Below are 20,865 nucleotides of genomic sequence, written 5' to 3' on the forward strand. Positions count from 1 at the left end.
CAGCAGCGCCAGCAGCGGCAGCAGGGCCAGCCCCACCGCCAGGCCCGCCCGGTAGAGCGAGTTGGAGGCGAACGTCAGCGTGATGGTCCCGGGGTCGCCCGCGGGCACCACCCAGCCCTGCTGCCACCCGTTGACCGCGATCGGCGTCAGGCGCGCCCCGGTGCTGGTGCGCGCCACCCAGCCGGGATTGATGCTTTCCGGGATGACCAGCACGCGGGAGGTGGTCGAGGCGGGTGCCTGCACTTCGCGGCGGTCCGGGCCCCATCCGCGCCATGACGAAACACGAACGGGCGGTGCGGCTTCGGCGGGCACCGGCGCCGACAGCTGGGCTCCGTCCACGACGAACTGAGCGCCCGGGCTGATCAGCAACTCCTGTTGGCCCGCGGGCAGCGTGATCGGGTCGTGTTCGCACGGCACCGCCGCGAGGGGAGCGTCATCCAGCATCGCCCCCACTGTGGTGTGAATCGCGGTGTGCACGAACCTGCCCGCGACCGCGATGACGGGCCCGCGCTCACACCCGACGGTGACCTCGCGAGCGCGGTTGCGGGCGGGGTCGGGGGCCGCGATCGGGTTGCCGTCGGCACCCAGCGCCGCGATCTCGGCCAGGCCGGGCGGCTTGAGCTGGTCAAAACCCAACGCGTTGCGGTCGATGACGTCCTCCCAGTTCAGCAGGCTGACGGTCACGGTGTCGGTCACCCGGGGATTGAGCGGAACCGTCTGCGTCCCGTCGGCTTTCACCGCGGCCACCTGCGGTCCGTCGCCCAGGTTGACGGCCACCATCGTCGGATGCACGGGCAGCACCGATTGGCCGGGGGTCAGCCGCACGCCGGTGACCTCGGTGGGCCGCGGCAGGGTGAGCGTCAGGGTGGGCGGGGTCTTGTGCTGCACCACCCGCTGGGGCGCCGTCCACGCGGTGGCCGGGTCGCCGTCCGTCGCCGCGTAGGCCGAACCGAGGACGTCCACCGAGTCCGAATCACCACGCGCCACAGTGGTATTCGGCTCGGAGATCAGGTCGGCTAGCTTGGGGCCCTGCCGCGGTCGCACCCACACCGCCGGGGTCACGGTCATCGGTGCCGGCACGGTGAGCGTCCGGCTGAAGTTGACCGGCTCCTCCGGGGCCAGAGCCATCGACGGCGCGCAGCGCACGGCGTCGGGCGCAGGGGCGCAGCCCGGCCTGCCCAGCAGTTCGGATCCCAGGTCCCAGCCCGTGATCGGCGTGCCCGCCGGCGGTCCCGGCACCCGCACGGTGTGCCGCAGGTCGACCTGGTGGGCGAACCCGGACGCGTCGTACTGGGTGACCGTCAGGTCGGTGATGCCGAACTGCACCCCGGCAGAACCGTCGTCGGTGCCCGCCGCGGTGATCCGCACCCACGGCGTCTCACCGTAGGGCAGTGCTGCGGCCAGCGGCTTGCCCGGCTGGTCGAAGCGCAAAGTGGTGCTGCCGGTAGCGGTTTCGATCAGGATGCGACGCACCTGCGCGCCGACGGCGGTGGCGCTGGGCGTCAACGTGATCGCCGCGTTGGTCACCGGGTGGTCGAAATCGATTCGCATCCATTGACCGACGGCGGCCTGCAGCGAGTTGGACACCCAGGCGGTCGCCGAATCCCCGTCGATCGCGGCGGCCGGCGAGGTCGCCGGTGCGACGTCGGGCATGGCGGTCGAATCCGACGACGAACTCGATACGGTGATCCGGCCGCCGGTCCAGGCGCCGGCCACCGGATCGGCGCCGGGGACGGGGTAGTCGGGCACCCGATTGAAGGTGTGCCGCGCGTCGCCCGGGGCCCGGACAGCCGACGAATGTTGGTCCACCCGACCGTAATCCGTCTCGCGGGCCACCGGGGTGTCGGTGATGGTCACCCCGGCGTTCGTCGGCAGCCCCGCGGCGCGCGCGTCGGCGCTCAGCAGCGCCGGGCCCAGCGGCGGCCGGCCCAACAGCCGCCGCCGTTCGTCCAGGCGCAGCAGCGCCTCCGGCCCGCCGTCGATCCGGGTCATCCGGTCGGCGTCGACGAAATACGGTGTGCTGGGGTCGTCATCGCCGCCGACCCGGTAGATCTCGACCGCCGGATACCGTGGCCGCAGCCCGCTGTCCGCGACGAAACCGGCCAGGGTGCCGGGGCCCACCGGCGCGCCGAATTGGGCGACCTTGCGCAGTCCGGGCGACCCGTCGATGGCGCGGTGCACCAGGATGGGGCGTGCCGAGCGAGACGTGTCGGGGTCCAGGTCGTTGCGCACCGCCAGATATGAAATGCCCTGCCGGACCAGAGTATCGGCCAGTCCAGCCGAGGGGCGGCCGGCGGCGAACAGGCGCTGCACCGAATCGAGGGCGCGGATTGTCTGCGGTGGGGTCAACGGAATGGAATCGCGCACTCCCCACGGGCTGGCGCCCAGCACCTGCAGCGGCTCGTCATGGCTGGTGCCCCACACCTGGGTGGCGAACGGCGCGCCGGGAACGACGAGCACCCGCCCGGCTGCCGGTGTGCCGGTGTTGTGTTCGGTGAGCCAGTCGGCGGCCTCGTGCCAGTACTGAGGGATCGCGGTGAACGTTCCCGGTGGGGCCAGCCGACCGGTCCACGCCAGCGACGTGCTGACCAGCAGCGCCGTCACGACCGCGATCGCCGCCGCCACCCGTTTGTCGCGCTCGGGGTGCGCAAAGGCGCGCAGCCACACCGTCATTGGCGCGCTGCCCGGCAGCGGTATCCGGCCCAGCAGCTGCGCGAGGCCCAGCACCACCGGGATTCTGATCACCGAACCGAGCTTGTGCACGTTGCGTAGTGGGGCGCCGCCGGCGTCCAGGAAGGCCTGCACCCCGTGCGCCACGGGCGAGCCCAGCCCGCCGCTGTAGCCGGCGGCCATCAGCACCACCCCGACCAGCAGCATGGTCACCAACCGCCCGCGCGCCGGCATCGCCGGGCGGGTCAGCCCCGCGAGTCCGGCCGCCGCGACCAGACAGGTGCCCAGGATGGCCGCCGACCCGGTCACCAGCGGCGCGCCCGCGGTGGCGGTCGGCGCCACGTACGGCGTCCAGCTGTCGGTGCCGCGCAGCATCTCGACCAGCGACGACCACTGGGTCGTCACGCCGGAGGATTCGATGAAGTCCAGGAACGGCGGGCTGATGGCGCGCAGCATCATCAGCGCCACCACCCACCACAGCGTGGCCAGCGCCAGCGCCACCAGCCACCACCCGGTGTATCGCCACCACAATCGGTTGGGCCGGTGGCACGCCCACCAGATCACCGCCGGCAGGCAGCCGGCCGCGGTCGCGATGGCGTTCACCGCGCCCATCAGCGCGACGGCCAGGCCCGCCTGCCCGGCCCGCGCGCGCACCGACCGGTCGCCGGTGCCGCGCAGTGCCAGGATCGTGGGCAGCAAGACCCACGGCGCCAGCATCATCGGCAGGGTTTCCGACGAGATCGAGCCGAGCGTGGTCAGCACACGCGGGGACAGCGCGAACGCGGCGGCGGCGATCACCCGCGACGCCGGGCTGCCGATCCGCAGCGCCTCGGCGACGCGCAGCAGTCCCCAGAAGCCGACGGTGAGCAACAGCGCCCACCACAGCCGCTGGGTGATCCAGCCGGGCACGCCCAGCGCGTGGCCGAGCAGAAAGAAGGTGCCGTGCGGAAACAGGTAGCCGTAGGCCTGGTTCTGCGCCTGCCCGAACGGCAGCTCGCTGTTCCACAGGTTGGTCGCGCGGGCCAGGAAGCGCAGCGGATTCGCGGTCAGGTCGAGCTTGGTGTCGGGGGAGACCCGCCCCGGGGACTGGGCGAACGTCAGGGCCAGCGCGATCGCACCGACTAGCCACAACCACCGCCGCGACACCGGCCCAGCCGTCGAGCATGAGACCGGAGGTCCGGTCCCTGTCCGCGACTGGCTAGCTACGGTTGCCGTACTCGACCCGGTTGAGCACTGACGACTGCGGATCGCCCCCGGGAAGTGGCGGCTTCGTGTCTTGCTGGACCATCAAGGTGATCCCGAAGATCGCGGCCGCGCCGAGCAACAGGCCAACCACAACGCTCGCTGCGGCGGGCGCAACGATCCGGTTCATCGACGGCTCCTGGGGGTCGGCTTGCGGTCGGTGACTTTCGACCTAGCGCCAACCTAGCAGAACGGCGCCCGGCCAACCGGGGCCCCGGTCACCAGTGCAGACAGTGTCCGTGGAAACAGCGGTCGCCGTATTCGACCTGATAGGGCGCTTCCGGAAGCGCGGGGCGCTGCAGGCTGGGCACCGACACCAGGCTCTGGTCGGCCACGGCGAGCGTGATCCCGACGGTCGTCGCCACCCCGGCGGACAACCCCACCGCGACGCTGACCGCGGCGGCCCACGTGAAACCGGTCATCGCTGGCTCCCTCCCTGCCAGTCGAACGGGCGAGCAGCCCCCCGATCAGCAACGTACCGCTGATGCCCCCTGGGGCCGGGCACGAAACGCCCGCCGTGAAAGCATGGCCCGATGGCATTTTCGCGCACCTTCGCCGTGCTCGCAGCCGCGTCGGCGCTGGTGGCCGGTTGCGGCCACCACCACGCCGCGCACCCGCCCAGCTCGTCGACGTCGAGCAAACCGGTCGCCGCTCCGGCGCCGCCGGTGTGCGCTGACCCGTCGGCGCTCCCGGCCACGCTGGGCGTCCGCGACAAGCTGGCTCAACTGCTGATGGTGGGCGTGAAGAACGCCGACGACGCCCGCAACGTCGTCAACGGCTACCACGTGGGCGGCATCTTCATCGGCAGCTGGACAGACCTGTCGATCTTCAAGGGACCGCTGGCCGACATCGCGGCCAAGGCGGGCCCGCTGCCGCTGGCCGTCAGCGTCGACGAAGAGGGCGGCCGGGTCTCGCGGTTGAAGTCGCTGATCGGGACGTCGCCATCGCCGCGCGAGCTGGCGCAGACGCAATCGGTCCAACAGGTTCATGACCTGGCCGCCGACCGCGGCAGGAAGATGCACGACCTGGGCATCACAGTCGACTTCGCCCCGGTCGTCGACGTCAGCGACGAACCCGACGACGCCGTCATCGGCAACCGGTCGTTCAGCGCGGATCCGGCCACGGTCACCGACTACGCCGGGGCCTATGCGCAGGGGCTCCGCGACGCCGGGCTGCTGCCGGTGCTCAAGCACTTCCCCGGCCACGGGCACGGCTCGGGCGATTCGCACACCGGCGGGGTGGTCACGCCGCCGCTCGACGCCCTGCAGAACAACGATCTGGTGCCCTACCGGACCCTGGTGGTCTCGCAACCGGTCGGCGTCATGGTGGGCCATTTGCAGGTTCCCGGCCTCACCGGCGACGCGCCGGCCAGCCTGAGCCCCGAGGCGGTGCAGCTGCTGCGCAACGGGGTCGGCTACAAGGGCCCGCCGTTCACCGGGCCGGTGTTCAGCGACGACCTGTCCAGCATGGCCGCCATCTCCGACCGATACGGCGTGTCGGAGGCGGTGCTGCGCAGCCTGCGGGCCGGCGTCGACGTCGCGCTGTGGGTCACCACCGACGAGGTGCCGGCGGTCCTGGACCGGCTGCAACAGGCGGTGGCGTCCGGCGACCTGCCGGCCAAGCAGGTCGACGATTCGCTGGTGCGGGTGGCGACGATGAAGGGCCCGAGCCGCAACTGCGGCCACTAGCGGATGTGGCGGCCGGGCCGCATTGCTTACCCTTGAGTCAGATAGCCGGGTTGGAAAGGTAAGCGATGGCGGGTGGCACCAAACGGTTACCGCGCGCCGTCCGCGAGCAGCAGATGCTCGACGCCGCCGTGCAAATGTTCTCGGTCAACGGCTATCACGAGACCTCGATGGATGCCATCGCCGCCGAGGCGCAGATCTCCAAGCCGATGCTGTACCTGTACTACGGCTCCAAGGAGGACCTGTTCGGTGCCTGCCTGAACCGGGAGATGGCCCGGTTCATCGACGAGGTGCGCGCCGACATCGATTTCCAGCAGAGCCCCAACGACATGCTGCGCAACACCATCGCGTCGTTCATGCGCTACATCGACGCCAACCGGGCGTCCTGGATCGTGATGTACACCCAGGCCACCAGCTCGCAGGCGTTCGCCCACATGGTCCGCGAGGGACGCGAGCAGATCATCGAACTGGTGGCCGGGCTGATGCGGGCGGGTAGCCGCAATCCGCGCTCCGAGCGCGAGCACGAAATGATGGCCGTGGCGCTGGTGGGCGCCGGCGAGGCAGTCGCCAACCGGCTGTCCACCGGCGACGTCGACGTCGAGGAGGCGGCCCAGCTGATGATCGACCTGTTCTGGTACGGCCTCAAGGGCTCGCCGGCGGAACGGGCCGCGGCGCACCCCGAGGCGGGCGGCTCGGACGCCGCCGGCGACTAGCCCCAGGGTCGTTGCGGTGGCCCGGATGAGCGCCCCGAGCTCGGACCGCGGCAACCTCGAATTCTTCTGCGCCGTAATCATCGTCGGCTTGCTCGCCGGGGTTGCCGGCTTGGCGACGACGTTCGCGCTGCGCGTGGTCCAGCACGCCACCTACAACTACGGTTTCGGCGCGCTGCTGGAAGGGGTGACCGCCAGCAGCCCGATCCGGCGCATGCTGGGCCCGATGATCGGCGCTGGGCTGGCGGGCCTGGGGTGGTGGTTGCTGCGGCGCCGGGCCGAGGTGCCCCCGCTGGCGCAGACCATCGCCGCCCGCGCACCCGTGCCGCGGCTGTCCTGGAGCGTCGACGCGATGCTGCAGGTGCTGCTCGTCGGATCGGGAGCATCGCTCGGGCGAGAGGGCGCCCCACGCCAATTCGCCGCTGCGCTTAGCGATTTGGGGACCGGATGGCTCAGGCGGCTGGGCCCGCGCGACCGCGAGATCCTGCTGGCCTGTGCGGCGGGCGCGGGCCTGGGTGCGGTCTATGCGGTTCCGCTGGCCGGCGCGCTGTTCTCGATCCGGATCCTGCTCAACACCTGGCGGCCGCGGGCGGTGGGCGCGGCGTTTCTCTCCTCCGGCCTGGCGGTCGCCGTCGGCTCGGCCATCACCCGCGATCAACCCAATCTGCGATGGCCGATCGGGGAGTCCACGTATCTGCTGACCGCGCACGGATTGCTGCTGGCGCCGGTGGCGCTCGCGGTGGGGCTGGCGTTCAACCGGTTGATGGCCGCGGCCCGGCCCGCCCGCCAGCCGAGGACTGCGCTGCTCATCCCCGCGCTCGCCGGCGCGGGCCTGGTGATGGGCGGGTGCTCGCACTGGTGGCCCGAGTTGCCCGGCAACGGCCGCAGCATCCTGACCGTAAGCCTGGCCAGCGGCATGACCCTGCTCTCGGCGCTGGCCATCCTGGCGCTGAAACCCGCACTGACCGCGCTGTTTCTGCGCGCGGGCGGGGCCGGCGGCCTGCTGACGCCTTCGCTCGCCACCGGCGCCGCCGCCGGCGCCGCGCTGGTCCTGGCGATCAACTGGGCGACGGGAACTCATCTGCACGTGCCGGCGGTGTCGCTGGCCGGCGCCGCCGGCGTGCTCGCGGTGACGCAGGGCTCGCCGATCTGGGCGGCGATCTTCGTCTGGGAACTCGCCCGGCCCCCGCTGTGGCTGTTTCTGCTCTTTCTGCTGACCGCGAGCAGCGCACACGGGCTGAAAGTGCTTGTCCAGGGCCGCAGTACGACGCACGCGGGGTAGTGCCCTGGGCGCTAGAGCGCCCGGACCGTGCCGGTCAGGTGCGGGTAACCCTTGGCGATGTTACGCAGCGAAATGTCCCAGCCGCCGTCGTGCTCGTCGATGTAGAGCCCGGCTGTCGCCGGCAGCACCAGCGGCTTGCCGAACCGCACCGAATACCGCACGGCATCGGGGATTTGCGTCTCGACGTTGGCCAATACCGCTGCGGCGCTGTACATTCCGTGCGCGATCACGGTCGGGAATCCGAACAGCTTGGCCGCGACCGAGTTGGTGTGGATCGGGTTGTGATCGCCCCCGACGTCGGCGTAGCGCCGGATCAGCGCCGGGCTGATCCGCAACACCGTGGACGGCGGCGGCAGCTTGGGCTGCTTCTGCGGTGGCGGTTTGGGTTCATCGGACAGGCTGGTCCGTTGCTGGTGCAGGAAGGTCGTCACCTGATGCCAGGCGGTGTCGTTGCCGACGCTGACGTCGGTCACCAGATCGATCAGCAGGCCCTTGCGGTGCTCGCGCAGGTTCTCGGCGTGCACGCGCACCCCGACGGTGTCGGTGACCGCGATCGGGCGGTACTGCGTGATGTGGTTCTCGGTGTGCACCGATCCCATTGCGGCGAAAGGGAAGTCGAAGCCGGTGACCAGCGACATCAGCGCGGGAAAGGTTAGCGCGAACGGGTAGGTCAGCGGCACGTGATTGCCGTAGCGCAGGCCCGTGACCCCCGCGTACTCGGCCACGTTCGCGCGGTCGATGGGCAATTCCTCGATGGTCACCGTGCGGGTGGGCACCTCGCTGCTGCGGGACACCACCGGCAGCGCACCGGCCGCCGCGCGCAGCATGTTCTTCAGGCCGCTTGGCTGGTTCATGGCATTCTCCTCGACAGCCCGATTCGCTATGCGCCCAGCATGGCCTGGCCGCAGACGCGAATGACGTTACCCGTCACCGCATTTGAGGCAGGGCTGGCGAAGTATGCGATGGTTTCGGCGACGTCCACCGGCTGCCCGCCCTGCAGCAGCGAGTTCATCCTGCGGCCGACCTCGCGGGTGGCCAGCGGGATGGCGGCGGTCATCTGGGTTTCGATGAACCCCGGTGCGACGGCGTTGATCGTGATGCCCTTGCCGTACAGCTCCGGGGCCAGCGACTGGGTGAGGCCGATCATCCCGGCCTTGGTCGTCGCGTAGTTGGTCTGGCCGCGGTTGCCGGCGATTCCGGCCATCGACGACAGGCCGATCACGCGGCCGCCCTCGCCGATGGTGCCGTTGCCCACCAGTCCCTCGGTAAGCCGCAGCGGGGCAAGCAGATTGACGGCCAGGACGGCGTCCCAGCGGGCGTCGTCCATGTTGGCCAACAGCTTGTCGCGGGTGATGCCGGCGTTGTTGACCAAAACGTCGGCGCGCCCGCCATGGTGCTCGCGCAGGTGCTCGGCGATCTTGTCGACCGCGTCTTCGGCGGTGACGTCGAGCCACAACGCGGTGCCCCCGACCCGGCTGGCCGTCTCGGCCAGCGCCTCGGCGGCCGATTCGACGTCGATGGCCACCACGCGGGCGCCGTCGCGGGCGAACACCTCGGCGATCGTCGCGCCGATGCCCCGGGCCGCGCCGGTCACGATCGCGACCTTGCCGTCCAGCGGGCGGTCCCAATCGGCCGGAGGCGTGGAGTCGGCCTCCCCGACGTAGAAGACCTGGCCGTCGACGTAGGCGGACTTGGCCGACAAGATGAACCGCATCGTCGATTCCAGGCCCGTCGCGGCGGGCTTGGCGTCCGGCGACAGGTACACCAGCGCCACCGTGGCGCCGTTGCGCAGCTCCTTGCCCAGCGAACGGGTGAAGCCCTCCAGCGCGCGCTGCGCGATCCGCTCGTGCGGGCTGGCGGCGGCGTCGGGCGTGGTCCCGACCACCACCACGCGCGCGGAATGACCCAGGTTGCGCAACAGGGGGGTGAAGAACTCGTAGAGCCCCCGGAGCCCCTCGGGCGTGGTGATGCCGGTGGCGTCGTACACCAGGCCGCCGAACTTGTCGGCCCAGCGGCCGCCCAGGTTGTTGCCCACCAGGTCGTAGTCGGTGTCCAGCGCTGCGCGCAGCGGTTCGACGACCCGGCCCTCCCCGCCGATCAGCAGGGCCCCGGCCAGGGGCGGTTCACCGGCCCGGTAACGGCGCAGCGTCTCGGGTTGTGGGACGCCGAGCTGCTTGGCGAGAAACGATCCAGGACCGGAATTGACGATCTGAGAGAACAGATCGGACGAAGCCTTGGGAGCCACCGGAGCTACCTTCCATGTTCTTGCGAAATCGGGGTATGCCTACAGCACAACCGTATCGGGGACGAACTTACTGCAGAGTAAGAACAGTGGGTATTATGGCCCCGGACGGGCGATTCCCAAACCGATAGACCGCGCAAACACGGAGAAGAATAGTGGCCGCTGCAAGTTCTGAGGCAAGTAAACAGTCTGCTCAGCGCAGTTCTGAGCGTCGGCGGGTGGCCGTGCTGGGTGGCAACCGCATCCCGTTCGCCCGATCGGACGGCGCTTACGCGGAGGCGTCCAACCAGGACATGTTCACCGCCGCCCTGGGCGGGCTGGTGGATCGCTTCGGATTGGCCGGCGAGCGGCTCGGCGTCGTCGTCGGCGGCGCCGTGCTCAAGCACAGCCGGGACTTCAACCTGACCCGCGAATGCGTGCTGGGCTCGCAGCTGTCGTCCCACACGCCCGCGTTCGACCTGCAGCAGGCCTGCGGTACCGGGCTGCAGGCGGCCGTGGCCGCCGCCGAGGGCATCGCGTCCGGCCGTTACGACGTGGCCGCCGCCGGCGGCGTCGACACCACCTCCGACGCGCCCATCGGCCTGGGCGACAACCTGCGCCGCACCCTGCTCAAGCTGCGCCGGGCCAAGTCCAACGTGCAACGGCTGAAGCTGGTCGGCACGCTGCCCGCCACCCTGGGCGTCGAGATCCCGGTGAACAGCGAACCGCGCACCGGGCTGTCCATGGGCGAGCACCAGGCGCTGACGGCCAAGAAGATGGGCATCTCCCGCGTCGCCCAGGACGAGTTGGCCGCCGCCAGCCACCGCAACATGGCCGCCGCCTACGACCGGGGCTTCTTCGACGACCTGGTCACGCCCTTTTTGGGCCTCTACCGCGACGACAACCTGCGCCCGGACTCGTCGGCGGAGAAGCTGGCCAAGCTGCGCCCGGTGTTCGGCGTCAAGGCCGGTGACGCGACGATGACCGCCGGCAACTCGACGCCGCTGACCGACGGTGCGTCGGTGGCGCTGCTGGCCACCGACGAGTGGGCGGCCGCGCATTCGCTGACCCCGCTGGCCTACCTGGTGGATTCGGAGACCGCCGCGGTCGACTACGTCAACGGGCGTGACGGCCTGCTGATGGCCCCGACCTACGCCGTGCCGCGGCTGCTGGCCCGCAACGGCCTGAGCCTGCAGGACTTCGATTTCTACGAGATCCACGAGGCGTTCGCGTCGGTGGTGCTGTGCCACCTGCAGGCCTGGGAATCCGAGGAGTACTGCAAGGAGCGGCTGGGCCTGGACGGCGCGCTGGGGTCGATCGACCGGTCCAAGCTGAACGTCAACGGGTCCTCGCTGGCCGCCGGCCACCCGTTCGCGGCCACCGGTGGTCGGATCCTGGCCCAGGCGGCCAAGCAGCTAGCGCAGCGCAAGGCCGAGCAGAAGGGCGGCGGCACCGTGCGCGCCCTGGTCTCGATCTGTGCGGCAGGTGGCCAGGGTGTGGCCGCCATTTTGGAGGCCTGACGGACCCGTCGGGGCCTGGCCCCGCCGGATCGGCGCTCGTCATGAGTTGAGTCACATCTGGTTAGTCGGAAGGGGGCGCGGGTATCCGACCCACCGGATGGCCCCGTGTTGTGGTCTGACCCCCCGACCCCGACGGCAATACGGGGCATCCCCCGAATACGACCGCCCGTCCGTATCGCGGACTGGCGTACGAAAAGGGCCGCCGCTGGAGTGAGGGGATCCAGCGGCGGCCTTTTTGCTGTCCGGCAGGCCTTTCACCGTTGCCCCGAACGCAAATCCCCCGCTCCGACCACGCGAAGCGGGGGATTCGTGCGTTGCGGTCGAAGGCCTAGAAGGCGGCCTCGTCGAGCTCCATGATGTCGTTGTCCAGCGTGTCGATGACCTCGCGGGTGCTGGTCAGCAACGGCAGGAAGTTCTTCGCGAAGAACGACGCCACCGCGATCTTGCCCTCGTAGAAGGACCGCTCATCGCCGCTGGCGCCGGCATCCAGCGCCGCCACGGCGACCGCCGCCTGACGCTGCAACAGCCAGCCGATGACCAGGTCACCGACGCTCATCAGGAAGCGCACCGAACCCAGGCCCACCTTGTACAGGCTGGTCACGTCCTCCTGCGCCGCCATCAGGTAGCCGGTCAGCGTGGCCGCCATCGCCTGGACGTCGGTCAGGGCCTTGGCCAGCAGCTCGCGCTCGGTCTTCAGCCGGCCGTTGCCGGACTCGCTGTCGACGAACTTCTGGATCTGCTCGGACACGTGTGCCAGGGCCACCCCCTTGTCGCGGACGATCTTGCGGAAGAAGAAATCCTGCGCCTGGATGGCGGTGGTGCCCTCGTACAGCGAGTCGATCTTGGCGTCGCGGATGTACTGCTCGATCGGGTAGTCCTGCAGGAAGCCGGAGCCACCGAAGGTCTGCAGGCTCTCGGTGAGCTTGGCGTACGCCTGCTCCGAGCCCACACCCTTGACGACCGGCAGCATCAGGTCGTTGACCTTGACCGCCAGCTCGGCGTCCACACCGTGGATAGCCTCGGCGACCGCCGCGTCTTGGTAGGTGGACGTGAACAGGTACAGCGCCCGCAGACCCTCGGCGTAGGCCTTCTGGGTCATCAGCGAACGGCGCACGTCCGGGTGGTGCGTAATGGTCACCCGCGGTGCGGTCTTGTCGGTCATCTGGGTCATGTCGGCACCCTGAACGCGCGACTTCGCGTACTCGAGGGCGTTCAGGTAGCCCGTCGACAGGGTCGCGATGGCCTTGGTGCCGACCATCATGCGGGCCTGCTCGATGACCTCGAACATCTGCGCGATACCGTTGTGCACCTCGCCGACCAGCCAGCCCTTGGCGGGGACGTCGTGCTGGCCGAAGCTCAGCTCGCACGTCGCCGAGACCTTCAGGCCCATCTTGTGCTCGACGTTGGTGACGTAGACGCCGTTGCGCTCGCCCAGCTCCCCGGTCTCGAAGTCGAACAGGAACTTGGGCACGAAGAACAGCGACAGCCCCTTGGTGCCCGGTCCGGCGCCCTCGGGGCGGGCCAGCACCAGGTGGAAGATGTTCTCGAACAGGTCACCGGAGTCGGCGGAGGTGATGAACCGCTTCACACCGTCGATGTGCCAGGAGCCGTCCTCCTGCTTGACGGCCTTGGTCCGCCCGGCGCCCACGTCCGAACCGGCGTCCGGCTCGGTGAGCACCATGGTCGAACCCCAGCCGCGCTCAGCGCAGATGACGGCCCACTTCTTCTGCTCCTCGGTGCCGAGGTGGTACAGGATGTTGGCGAAGCCTGCGCCGCCGGCGTACATCCACACGGCGGGGTTGGCACCGAGCAGGTGCTCGTGCAGCGCCCACACCAGCGCCCGGGGCATCGGCATGCCGCCGAGCACCTCGTCGATGCCGACCTTGTCCCAGCCGGCCTCGATGACGGACTGGACCGACTTCTTGAAAGAGTCGGGCAGGGTCACCGAGTGCGTCTTCGGATCGAACACCGGCGGATTGCGGTCACCCTCGACGAAGGAGTCGGCGACCGGCCCCTCGGCCAGTCGGCTGATCTCGTTCAGCATTTCTTGAGCTGTGTCGGCGTCCAGGTCGGCGTATTCGCCCTGGCCAAGCGCCTTGTCAACGCCCAGAACTTCGAACAGGTTGAATACCTGGTCGCGGACGTTGCTCTTGTAGTGGCTCACTACGGTCCTCCTCGTTGAGAATGCCACTTGTGGTTGGGTACTAGGTCTAAGTTACCCACCAGTAACAAGACCTAAAATATCGCTCGCGTCAGTGGGATGCAAGTCAATGTGAGCTAGATTTCATTGCCTAATTAACCAACCGGTTGGGAAGCTGCTGGTCATGGCGTTGAAATTCGATCTACCTGCGGCGATGATCCACACGTGACCGGTGTGTGCGGCGTCACTGCCCCGCCTGTCGAGGTGCCGACGGTGGACCTGCGGGCCGATACCGCGCGCCTGCGCCGCGGGCTGCGGGACGCCGGCCACGAGGTGGGCTTCTTCTATCTGACCGGTCACGGGGTGACGCCGGACCTGATTGGGCGGATGCTGGACGCGGCGCGCCGGCTCTTCGAGCTGCCGCAACCGGACAAGGACGCCGTCGCGATGGTGCGTAGCCCCCATTTCCGCGGCTACACCCGCCTCGGCGGCGAGCTGACCCGCGGCGAGGTGGATTGGCGTGAGCAGATCGACGTCGGACCGGAGCGGGCCCCGATCGATGGGCTGGACAAGGCGGACTACCGGTGGCTGCAGGGGCCGAATCAGTGGCCGGCCGCGCTGCCGGAGCTGCCCGGGATCGTCGAGGAGTGGGACGCCGCGCTGTCCGCGGTGGCCCGCACCCTGCTGCGGCATTGGGCGGCCTCGCTCGGCAGTCCGCTCGGCGTGTTCGACCCGGCCTTCGCCGACGCGCCCGCCACCCTGATCAAGATCATCCGGTACCCGGCCCGCGCGGAAAGCGCGCAGGGCGTGGGCGCACACCGCGACTCCGGGGTGCTCACCCTGCTGCTGGCCGAGCCGGGCAGCACCGGCCTGCAGGTGCGCCCGGCCAAAAACTCCGGTGACGGCTGGATCGACGTGCCGCCGCGCGAGGGGGCGTTCATCGTCAACATCGGCGAGCTGCTGGAGGTGGCCACCCGCGGTTACCTGCGGGCCACCGAGCACCGGGTCAGCCTGCACGGGCAGGCCGGCGACCGCATCTCGGTGCCCTACTTCTTCAATCCGCGCCTGGACGCACAGATACCCGTGCTGTCGCTGCCCGACGAGCTCGCGGCGCGGACCGATGAACACTGGACACCGTCGCACGATCCGGCCGACCCCATGTTTTCGGTCTACGGGCGCAACGCCTGGAAGAGCAGGCTGCGGGCCCATCCGGATGTGGCCGCGGCGCACGGATATTCGGCAGATCGCTTAGAAAACGGCTGAGGGTGGCCGTGCCGGCGCGACCGGCGCCGGGTAGGGTCACACACGAAAATCCCGTCTCCGGCTCTAGGGGCGAATAAGTCCGTTGAACTCGAACAACAAGCTGACAGCGTCGTCGCTGCGGGAGGCCTTCGGTCACTTCCCGTCCGGGGTGGTGGCGATCGCCGCCGAGGTGAACGGAACCCGGGAAGGCCTGGCGGCCAGCACCTTTGTCCCCGTCTCGCTGGACCCGCCGCTGGTCTCGTTCTGCGTGCAGAACACCTCGACGACGTGGCCCAAGCTCAAGGACCTGCCGATGCTGGGCATCAGTGTGCTCGGCGAGGCGCATGACGAGGCCGCGCGCACGCTGGCCGCGAAGACCGGCGACCGGTTCGCGGGTCTGGAAACGGTCTCCCGGTCCTCCGGTGCGGTGTTCATCAAGGGCACCGGCCTGTGGCTGGAAAGTGCGATCGAGCAGCTCATTCCGGCGGGCGATCACACCATCGTGGTGTTGCGGGTCAACGAGGTGACCGTGGACGCTGAGGTGGCGCCCATCGTGTTCCATCGCAGCGTGTTCCGCCGCCTCGGCGCCTAGTGGGCTCGCTGAGCCGTCGACCGGCTAGGGGCGGTGGCTTAGCGTGCCACGGCGCGACGTTGCCGAGTGTGAAGGTAGCTTCACACTCGAGCCGCTAGGCCGAGCGTGATCAGCGGCGGAACAGCTTGTTACCCAGCCACACGACCGGGTCGTACTTGCGGTCGGCGACCCGCTCTTTCATGGGGATCAGCGCGTTGTCGGTGATCTTGATGTTCTCCGGGCAGACCTCGGTGCAGCACTTGGTGATGTTGCAGTAGCCCAGGCCGTGCTCGTCCTGGGCGTCGTTGCGCCGGTCGCGGGTGTCCAGCGGGTGCATTTCCAGCTCGGCGATCCGCATCAGGAAGCGGGGACCGGCGAACGCCTTTTTGTTCTCCTCGTGGTCACGCACCACGTGGCAGACGTTCTGGCACAGGAAGCACTCGATGCACTTGCGGAATTCCTGCGAGCGCTGCACGTCCTGCTGCGCCATCCGGTACTCCCCGGGCTGCAGGTCCTTGGGCGGCGCGAAAGACGGTATCTCGCGGGCCTTTTCGTAGTTGAACGAGACGTCGGTCACCAGGTCGCGGATCACCGGGAACGTGCGCAGCGGCGTGACGGTGACGACCTCGTCCTCGGCGAAGGTCGACATCCGGGTCATGCACAGCAGCCGCGGCTTGCCGTTGATCTCCGCCGAACAGGAGCCACACTTGCCCGCTTTGCAGTTCCACCGAACGGCCAAATCGGGCGTCTGGGTCTGCTGCAGGCGATGGATGATGTCGAGGACGACCTCGCCCTCGTTGACCTCGACCGTGAAGTCCTGCAGACCGCCGTCGGCGTCGTCGCCGCGCCACACCCGCATCGTCGCGTTGTAGGTCATTTGCCACTCCGTCCTGGGTGCCCGGCGAGTTCTTCGTCGGTGTAGTACTTCTCCAGCTCGGCGATGTCGAACAGCTCCAGCAGATCGGGCCGCATCGGCGTCTGATCCTTCTTAGTGATGGTGATCTCGGGGATCACCTCGTCCCCGCCGGCCGCCTCGCAAACCAGTAGCACCTTGCGCCAAGACGAGTCCATCGCCGGGTGGTCGTCACGGGTGTGCCCGCCGCGGCTCTCGGTGCGCTGCAGCGCGGCCTTGGCGACGCACTCGCTGACCAGCAGCATATTGCGCAGGTCGATGGCCAGGTTCCAGCCCGGGTTGTACCGACGCTGCCCCTCGACGTGCAGGTTCTTGAACCGCTCGCGCAGCTTGTTGAGCCGCTCGAGGGCCTCGGTGATCTCTTCCTCCTTGCGGATGATGCCGACCAGGTCGTTCATCGACTGCTGGAGCTCGAGCTGCAGGGTGTACGGGTTCTCCGCGGCCGCGCCGTGGGCCGGCGCCTCGAAGGGCGACAGCGCCCGCTTGGCCGCCGCGTCCACGGCGTCCTCGACGATCGACGGCCGGCTGCTCAGGGCGCGCACGTAGTCGGCCGCACCCAGACCGGCGCGCCGGCCGAACACCAACAGGTCCGACAGCGAGTTGCCGCCCAGCCGGTTGGAGCCGTGCATGCCGCCGGAGCATTCGCCGGCGGCGAACAGCCCGGGGACGGTGGCCGCGCCGGTGTCGGCGTCGACCTCGACGCCGCCCATCACGTAGTGGCAGGTCGGCCCGACTTCCATCGGCTCCTTGGTGATGTCGACGCCGGCCAGCTCCTTGAACTGGTGGTACATCGACGGCAGGCGGCGGTTGATCTCCGCGGGGGTCAGCCGCGAGGCGATGTCCAGGAAGACGCCGCCGTGTGGGCTGCCGCGGCCGGCCTTGACCTCGGAGTTGATCGCGCGCGCGACCTCGTCGCGCGGCAGCAGGTCCGGGGTGCGGCGGGCCGAGTCGTTGTCCTTGAGCCACTGGTCGGCTTCTTGCTCGGACTCGGCGTACTGGCCCTTGAACACCGAGGGGATGTAGTCGAACATGAACCGCTTGTCTTGCGCGTTCTTCAGCACCCCGCCGTCACCGCGGACACCCTCGGTGACCAGGATGCCCTTCACGCTCGGCGGCCAGACCATGCCCGTCGGGTGGAACTGGACGAACTCCATGTTGATCAGCGACGCGCCCGCCCGCAGAGCCAGGGCGTGGCCGTCGCCGGTGTACTCCCACGAGTTCGAGGTGACCTTGAACGACTTGCCGATCCCGCCGGTGGCCAGCACCACTGCGGGCGCCTCGAACAGGATGAAGTTGCCGCTTTCGCGGATGTAGCCGAACGCGCCGGCGATCGCGTCGCCGTCCTTGATCAGCTCGGTGATCGTGGTCTCGGCGAACACCCGGATCCGGGCTTCGTAGTCGCCGAGCTCGGCGAAGTCCTCCTGCTGCAGCGAGACGATCTTCTGCTGCATGGTGCGGATCAGTTCCAGGCCGGTGCGGTCACCGACGTGGGCCAGCCGCGGGTAGGTGTGCCCGCCGAAGTTGCGCTGGCTGATCTTGCCGTCCTTGAGGCGATCGAACAGTGCGCCATAGGTTTCCAGCTCCCAGACCCGGTCGGGGGCTTCCTTGGCGTGCAGTTCGGCCATGCGCCAGTTGTTGAGGAACTTCCCGCCGCGCATGGTGTCGCCGAAGTGGGTCTTCCAGTTGTCTTTCGGGTTGGTGTTGCCCATGGAGGCCGCGCAACCACCCTCGGCCATGACCGTGTGGGCCTTGCCGAACAGGGACTTGCACACCACCGCGACCCGCAAACCTCGTTCGCGCGCTTCGATAACCGCGCGCAGTCCCGCGCCGCCGGCACCGATCACGACTACGTCGAACGTGTGCCGCTCGATTTCCACCATGAAACCCTCGCTAGCTGAATCCGTGATTTATTTCGAAATGGCTTGTCAGCCAACAAACCTGAGGTCAGGAATGGTGCCGCTGGCCACCAGTGCGATGTAGAAGTCGGTGAGCATCAGCGTGCCCAGCGTGATCCAGGCGAACAGCTTGTGGCGGGTGTTGATGACGCTGACCTGGGTCCAGATCCAGTACCGCACAGGGTGCTTGGAGAAGTGCTTGAGCCGCCCGCCGGTGACGTGCCGGCAGGAGTGGCAGGACAGCGTGTAGATCCACAGCATGATGACGTTGCCGAGCAGGATCAGATTGCCCAGACCGAAGCCGAATCCGCCCGGCCCGCTGTCGGAGTGGAACGCGACGATCGCGTCGTAGGTGTTGATCACCGAGATGATGCTGGCGATATAGAAGAAGTACCGGTGGGTGTTCTGGATGATCAGCGGGAACTTGGTCTCGCCGGTGTAGTGCACGCGGGGCTCGGCCACCGCGCATGCGCTGGGCGACTGCCACACCGTGCGGTAGTAGGCACCGCGGTAGTAGTAGCAGGTCAGGCGGAACAGCAGCAGGAACGGCAGCGACAAGGCGGCGTACGGCAGCCACCACACGTCGGGCAGGAACTGCGGCCAGATGTCGCCGGCCTCACCGCAACCCTTGCTCACGCAGGGCGAGTAGAACGGCGTCAGGTAGTGGTATTTGGGAACGAAGAAGTAACCCTGTTGGAACGCCCGCGCCGTCGCATAAATAATGAATGCGGCGAAGCCTAGATCGATCCGCAGCGGCGACATCCACCACCGATCGGTGCGCAGGGTGCGTTGTGGGATACGGGCGCGCGTGGGTGAAAAGACACCGGACGCAGGACGGTTCGCCGTGGGTGCGCTCATTTAGTGTGTTCCTCTTCGAACGGGCTGTAGGTCGAAGGGTACACAGAACCAAGCCCCCCTTTTCTGGGGGGCTTGTGTTGTTCGGGCTTGTTCAGGACCTGTTGTGACCGCCGACACCCTCGTCGTCGACATCGCGCCAGAATTCGCTGTCGTATTGGGTGTCGGGAATGACGATCTTCTCACCGGACTGCTGCACGGTGGCGCCCGCCAGGTCCAATTCGGACACGTCGGTGTCGAGTAGGTCGACGTCGGACAGGATGCGGTCGGCGTCGATGACGATGCGCCGCATGGCCGGACTGTCACCGTATCGGGCCCGCAGGGAGCTCACGCACCGCCGCAGGCCGCCGATGAGGTCGTGTAATTCGGCGAATTCGGTCGTGCCAGTCGTGCTCGGCGTGCGAGTCAAAGGATCTCCTCGGCAGTGTTTCGGATCACAGTACGCCCTCGATACTATCCACTGCACACGCCAGACGTCAGGTCGTTGAGCCGGGATGCCGAGGGAGCAAACACTTATGACGGGACGCGCCGGACCGGCCGAGCGGGCCGCCGCGCTGCTGGAACTGCACCGGCCGGGCAACCCGGTCATCCTGCCGACCGTGTGGGATGCCTGGTCGGCCCGGCTGGCCGCCGGCGCCGGATTCGCCGCGCTCACCGTGGGCAGCCATCCGATGGCGGACTCGATCGGCAAACCGGACAACGAGGGCATGTCGTTCGACGATGTGCTCACCCGGGTCGCGCAGATCACCGCCGCGGTCGACGTCCCGGTGTCGGTGGACATCGAATCCGGCTACGGCCAGCGGGCGGACCGGCTGATCGAGGGCCTGCTGGGCGTCGGGGCGGTCGGGCTGAACATCGAAGACACCGTGCACTCGGAGGGCAAGCGGCTGCGGTCCGCCGACGAACACGCCGATCTGGTCGGCGAGCTGCGGTCGGCCGCCGACTCCACCGGGGTACACGTCGTCATCAACGCCCGGACCGATCTGTTCCTGCGCCAGGACGGCGAGGCCTCCGATCGCGTCGAGCGGGCGGTGGACAGGCTGAACAAGGCCGCCGCCGCGGGCGCCGATGTCCTCTATCCGGTGGGCCGCCACGACCCCGACACGTTGCGGCGCCTGACGGAAGAGTTGCAGCGGCCGGTCAACGCGATCGCGCTGCCCGATCAGGACGACCCGGCGTCTTTCGGTCCGCTGGGCATCGCGCGGATCAGCTTCGGGCCCTTCTTTCAGGCCGCGCTGGCGGCCCACGCCAAGGAGCTGCTCGCCCGCTGGGGCTGACGCGATGAATCCGGCGGAGCCGTTGCGGCTCCGCCGGATTCGCCAATCTCGGTCCGGACGGGCCGGAGATTATTTGGTGATCTCGATGCGCTGCGCCTGGCTACCGGCTGGATCTTTCAAGGCACCGGTGACCCGCACGGTCAGCACGCCGGCGTCATAGCTCGCCTTGATGGCGTCGCTGGTGACGTGGGCGGGCAGTTGGAATGTTCGGCGGAACGATCCGTACCGGATCTCGCGCAGCATTCGGCCGCCACCTCCCCCTACCTCCTGCGCGTGCTCGTCGCGGTGTTCGCCGTGGATGATCAGGTGGCCGCGGTCGACCTCGACCTTGACGTCCTGGTCGACGTCAACGCCCGGGAGTTCGACCCGTACGATCGCGTCGTCGCCGTCCTTGACGATCTCGGCGGCGGGCCGCAAACCGCTGGTCGCCGGGGTATTCCAGTCCGCCGCGGCGGCGGGGCCGAAGAAGTCGCGCAACCACCTGTCGGTGTCCCAGACCGGTCGCGACCACAATGCGAGGGTGCTCATGACGCTTCCCTTTCAATTCCTTGAGCTTCATTGTGAGATTCCTGTGACCGGCGCCTGCGCGACCGGCTACTACTGCAAACATGAGTCGACCACGCTTAAGTTCCACCTCGCCGT

At 68.8% G+C, this 20,865-nt stretch carries 18 protein-coding genes; 7 read left to right on the forward strand and 11 right to left on the reverse strand.

Going from position 1 to position 20,865, the window contains the following annotated elements:
- From DQP58_RS10565 to DQP58_RS10575, 3 genes are all read right to left on the reverse strand, one after another.
- Positions 1-3,816 (reverse strand): DUF3367 domain-containing protein (locus DQP58_RS10565; RefSeq protein ID WP_112708350.1); only part of this gene is annotated, 3,816 nt, incomplete at its 3' end.
- Between the two features lie 52 nt (positions 3,817-3,868).
- Positions 3,869-4,042, reverse strand: a complete 174-nt coding sequence (locus tag DQP58_RS10570) for a DUF2613 domain-containing protein (protein ID WP_007769006.1) — start codon at positions 4,040-4,042, stop codon at positions 3,869-3,871.
- A gap of 88 nt (positions 4,043-4,130) precedes the next feature.
- Positions 4,131-4,334 (reverse strand): DUF2613 family protein, encoded by a 204-nt coding sequence (locus DQP58_RS10575; RefSeq protein WP_112708351.1) that lies wholly within the window; start codon positions 4,332-4,334, stop codon positions 4,131-4,133.
- 111 nt (positions 4,335-4,445) lie between these two features.
- On the opposite strand from DQP58_RS10575, the gene DQP58_RS10580 reads away from it, so the two are divergent.
- The 3 genes from DQP58_RS10580 (at position 4,446) to DQP58_RS10590 (ending at position 7,589) form a co-directional block, all read left to right on the forward strand.
- Positions 4,446-5,600 carry a glycoside hydrolase family 3 N-terminal domain-containing protein gene (locus DQP58_RS10580; RefSeq protein ID WP_112708352.1) on the forward strand — a complete coding sequence of 385 codons (1,155 nt, stop codon included), beginning with the start codon at positions 4,446-4,448 and terminating at the stop codon, positions 5,598-5,600.
- A gap of 65 nt (positions 5,601-5,665) precedes the next feature.
- Entirely contained in the window at positions 5,666-6,310 is a 645-nt protein-coding gene (locus DQP58_RS10585) for a TetR/AcrR family transcriptional regulator (RefSeq protein WP_112708353.1), read from the forward strand.
- Between the two features lie 25 nt (positions 6,311-6,335).
- Entirely contained in the window at positions 6,336-7,589 is a 1,254-nt protein-coding gene (locus DQP58_RS10590; protein ID WP_112708354.1) for a chloride channel protein, read from the forward strand.
- Between the two features lie 11 nt (positions 7,590-7,600).
- Here the strand turns inward: DQP58_RS10590 and DQP58_RS10595 are convergent, their stop codons facing one another.
- Positions 7,601-8,443 (reverse strand): MaoC/PaaZ C-terminal domain-containing protein, encoded by an 843-nt coding sequence (locus DQP58_RS10595; protein WP_112708355.1) that lies wholly within the window; start codon positions 8,441-8,443, stop codon positions 7,601-7,603.
- 26 nt (positions 8,444-8,469) lie between these two features.
- Entirely contained in the window at positions 8,470-9,834 is a 1,365-nt protein-coding gene (locus DQP58_RS10600; RefSeq protein ID WP_112708356.1) for a 3-oxoacyl-ACP reductase, read from the reverse strand.
- A gap of 152 nt (positions 9,835-9,986) precedes the next feature.
- On the opposite strand from DQP58_RS10600, the gene DQP58_RS10605 reads away from it, so the two are divergent.
- On the forward strand, positions 9,987-11,330 hold the full coding sequence (locus tag DQP58_RS10605) for an acetyl-CoA C-acetyltransferase (RefSeq protein WP_066865930.1): 1,344 nt from the start codon (positions 9,987-9,989) through the stop codon (positions 11,328-11,330).
- A gap of 328 nt (positions 11,331-11,658) precedes the next feature.
- Here DQP58_RS10605 and DQP58_RS10610 read toward each other — a convergent pair whose 3' ends face one another.
- On the reverse strand, positions 11,659-13,494 hold the full coding sequence (locus tag DQP58_RS10610) for an acyl-CoA dehydrogenase (protein ID WP_112708357.1): 1,836 nt from the start codon (positions 13,492-13,494) through the stop codon (positions 11,659-11,661).
- 201 nt (positions 13,495-13,695) lie between these two features.
- Here DQP58_RS10610 and DQP58_RS10615 point away from each other — a divergent pair, with 201 nt between their 5' ends.
- Together DQP58_RS10615 and DQP58_RS10620 are read left to right on the forward strand one after the other, a co-directional pair.
- Positions 13,696-14,733, forward strand: a complete 1,038-nt coding sequence (locus tag DQP58_RS10615) for an isopenicillin N synthase family dioxygenase (protein WP_430915856.1) — start codon at positions 13,696-13,698, stop codon at positions 14,731-14,733.
- Between the two features lie 82 nt (positions 14,734-14,815).
- On the forward strand, positions 14,816-15,304 hold the full coding sequence (locus tag DQP58_RS10620) for a flavin reductase family protein (RefSeq protein ID WP_066866205.1): 489 nt from the start codon (positions 14,816-14,818) through the stop codon (positions 15,302-15,304).
- 109 nt (positions 15,305-15,413) lie between these two features.
- Here DQP58_RS10620 and DQP58_RS10625 read toward each other — a convergent pair whose 3' ends face one another.
- The 4 genes from DQP58_RS10625 to DQP58_RS10640 all read right to left on the reverse strand — a co-directional run bounded on the left by DQP58_RS10625 (position 15,414) and on the right by DQP58_RS10640 (position 19,355).
- Positions 15,414-16,160 (reverse strand): succinate dehydrogenase/fumarate reductase iron-sulfur subunit, encoded by a 747-nt coding sequence (locus DQP58_RS10625; RefSeq protein ID WP_112708358.1) that lies wholly within the window; start codon positions 16,158-16,160, stop codon positions 15,414-15,416.
- Positions 16,157-18,076 (reverse strand): fumarate reductase/succinate dehydrogenase flavoprotein subunit, encoded by a 1,920-nt coding sequence (locus DQP58_RS10630; RefSeq protein ID WP_112708359.1) that lies wholly within the window; start codon positions 18,074-18,076, stop codon positions 16,157-16,159. The genes DQP58_RS10625 and DQP58_RS10630 overlap by 4 nt, the downstream gene beginning before the upstream one ends.
- Before the next feature lie 45 nt (positions 18,077-18,121).
- Positions 18,122-18,949: a hypothetical protein gene (locus DQP58_RS10635; protein WP_112708360.1), complete on the reverse strand. Its 828-nt coding sequence runs from the start codon at positions 18,947-18,949 to the stop codon at positions 18,122-18,124.
- A gap of 91 nt (positions 18,950-19,040) precedes the next feature.
- Positions 19,041-19,355, reverse strand: coding sequence for a hypothetical protein (locus DQP58_RS10640; RefSeq protein WP_066866199.1), 315 nt, complete (start codon positions 19,353-19,355; stop codon positions 19,041-19,043).
- 106 nt (positions 19,356-19,461) lie between these two features.
- Between DQP58_RS10640 and DQP58_RS10645 the strand changes: the two genes are divergently transcribed.
- Complete coding sequence (locus DQP58_RS10645) at positions 19,462-20,223, forward strand: isocitrate lyase/PEP mutase family protein (protein ID WP_112708361.1); 762 nt, start codon at positions 19,462-19,464, stop codon at positions 20,221-20,223.
- Between the two features lie 69 nt (positions 20,224-20,292).
- Here the strand turns inward: DQP58_RS10645 and DQP58_RS10650 are convergent, their stop codons facing one another.
- On the reverse strand, positions 20,293-20,751 hold the full coding sequence (locus DQP58_RS10650) for an Hsp20/alpha crystallin family protein (protein WP_112708362.1): 459 nt from the start codon (positions 20,749-20,751) through the stop codon (positions 20,293-20,295).
- Between the last annotated feature and the right edge of the window lie 114 nt (positions 20,752-20,865).

Source organism: Mycobacterium colombiense (genome assembly GCF_003284975.1).
In the GTDB taxonomy this organism is placed as follows: domain Bacteria; phylum Actinomycetota; class Actinomycetes; order Mycobacteriales; family Mycobacteriaceae; genus Mycobacterium; species Mycobacterium europaeum_A.

Coding starts and splice junctions, on each gene's coding strand:
- DQP58_RS10630 (WP_112708359.1), bottom strand. CDS start 18,076: ATGGTGGAAATCGAGCGGCACACGTTCGACGTAGTCGTGATCGGTGCC.
- DQP58_RS10590 (WP_112708354.1), top strand. CDS start 6,336: ATGAGCGCCCCGAGCTCGGACCGCGGCAACCTCGAATTCTTCTGCGCC.
- DQP58_RS10650 (WP_112708362.1), bottom strand. CDS start 20,751: ATGAGCACCCTCGCATTGTGGTCGCGACCGGTCTGGGACACCGACAGG.
- DQP58_RS10635 (WP_112708360.1), bottom strand. CDS start 18,949: ATGAGCGCACCCACGGCGAACCGTCCTGCGTCCGGTGTCTTTTCACCC.
- DQP58_RS10645 (WP_112708361.1), top strand. CDS start 19,462: ATGACGGGACGCGCCGGACCGGCCGAGCGGGCCGCCGCGCTGCTGGAA.
- DQP58_RS10595 (WP_112708355.1), bottom strand. CDS start 8,443: ATGAACCAGCCAAGCGGCCTGAAGAACATGCTGCGCGCGGCGGCCGGT.
- DQP58_RS10625 (WP_112708358.1), bottom strand. CDS start 16,160: ATGACCTACAACGCGACGATGCGGGTGTGGCGCGGCGACGACGCCGAC.
- DQP58_RS10570 (WP_007769006.1), bottom strand. CDS start 4,042: ATGAACCGGATCGTTGCGCCCGCCGCAGCGAGCGTTGTGGTTGGCCTG.
- DQP58_RS10585 (WP_112708353.1), top strand. CDS start 5,666: ATGGCGGGTGGCACCAAACGGTTACCGCGCGCCGTCCGCGAGCAGCAG.
- DQP58_RS10575 (WP_112708351.1), bottom strand. CDS start 4,334: ATGACCGGTTTCACGTGGGCCGCCGCGGTCAGCGTCGCGGTGGGGTTG.
- DQP58_RS10580 (WP_112708352.1), top strand. CDS start 4,446: ATGGCATTTTCGCGCACCTTCGCCGTGCTCGCAGCCGCGTCGGCGCTG.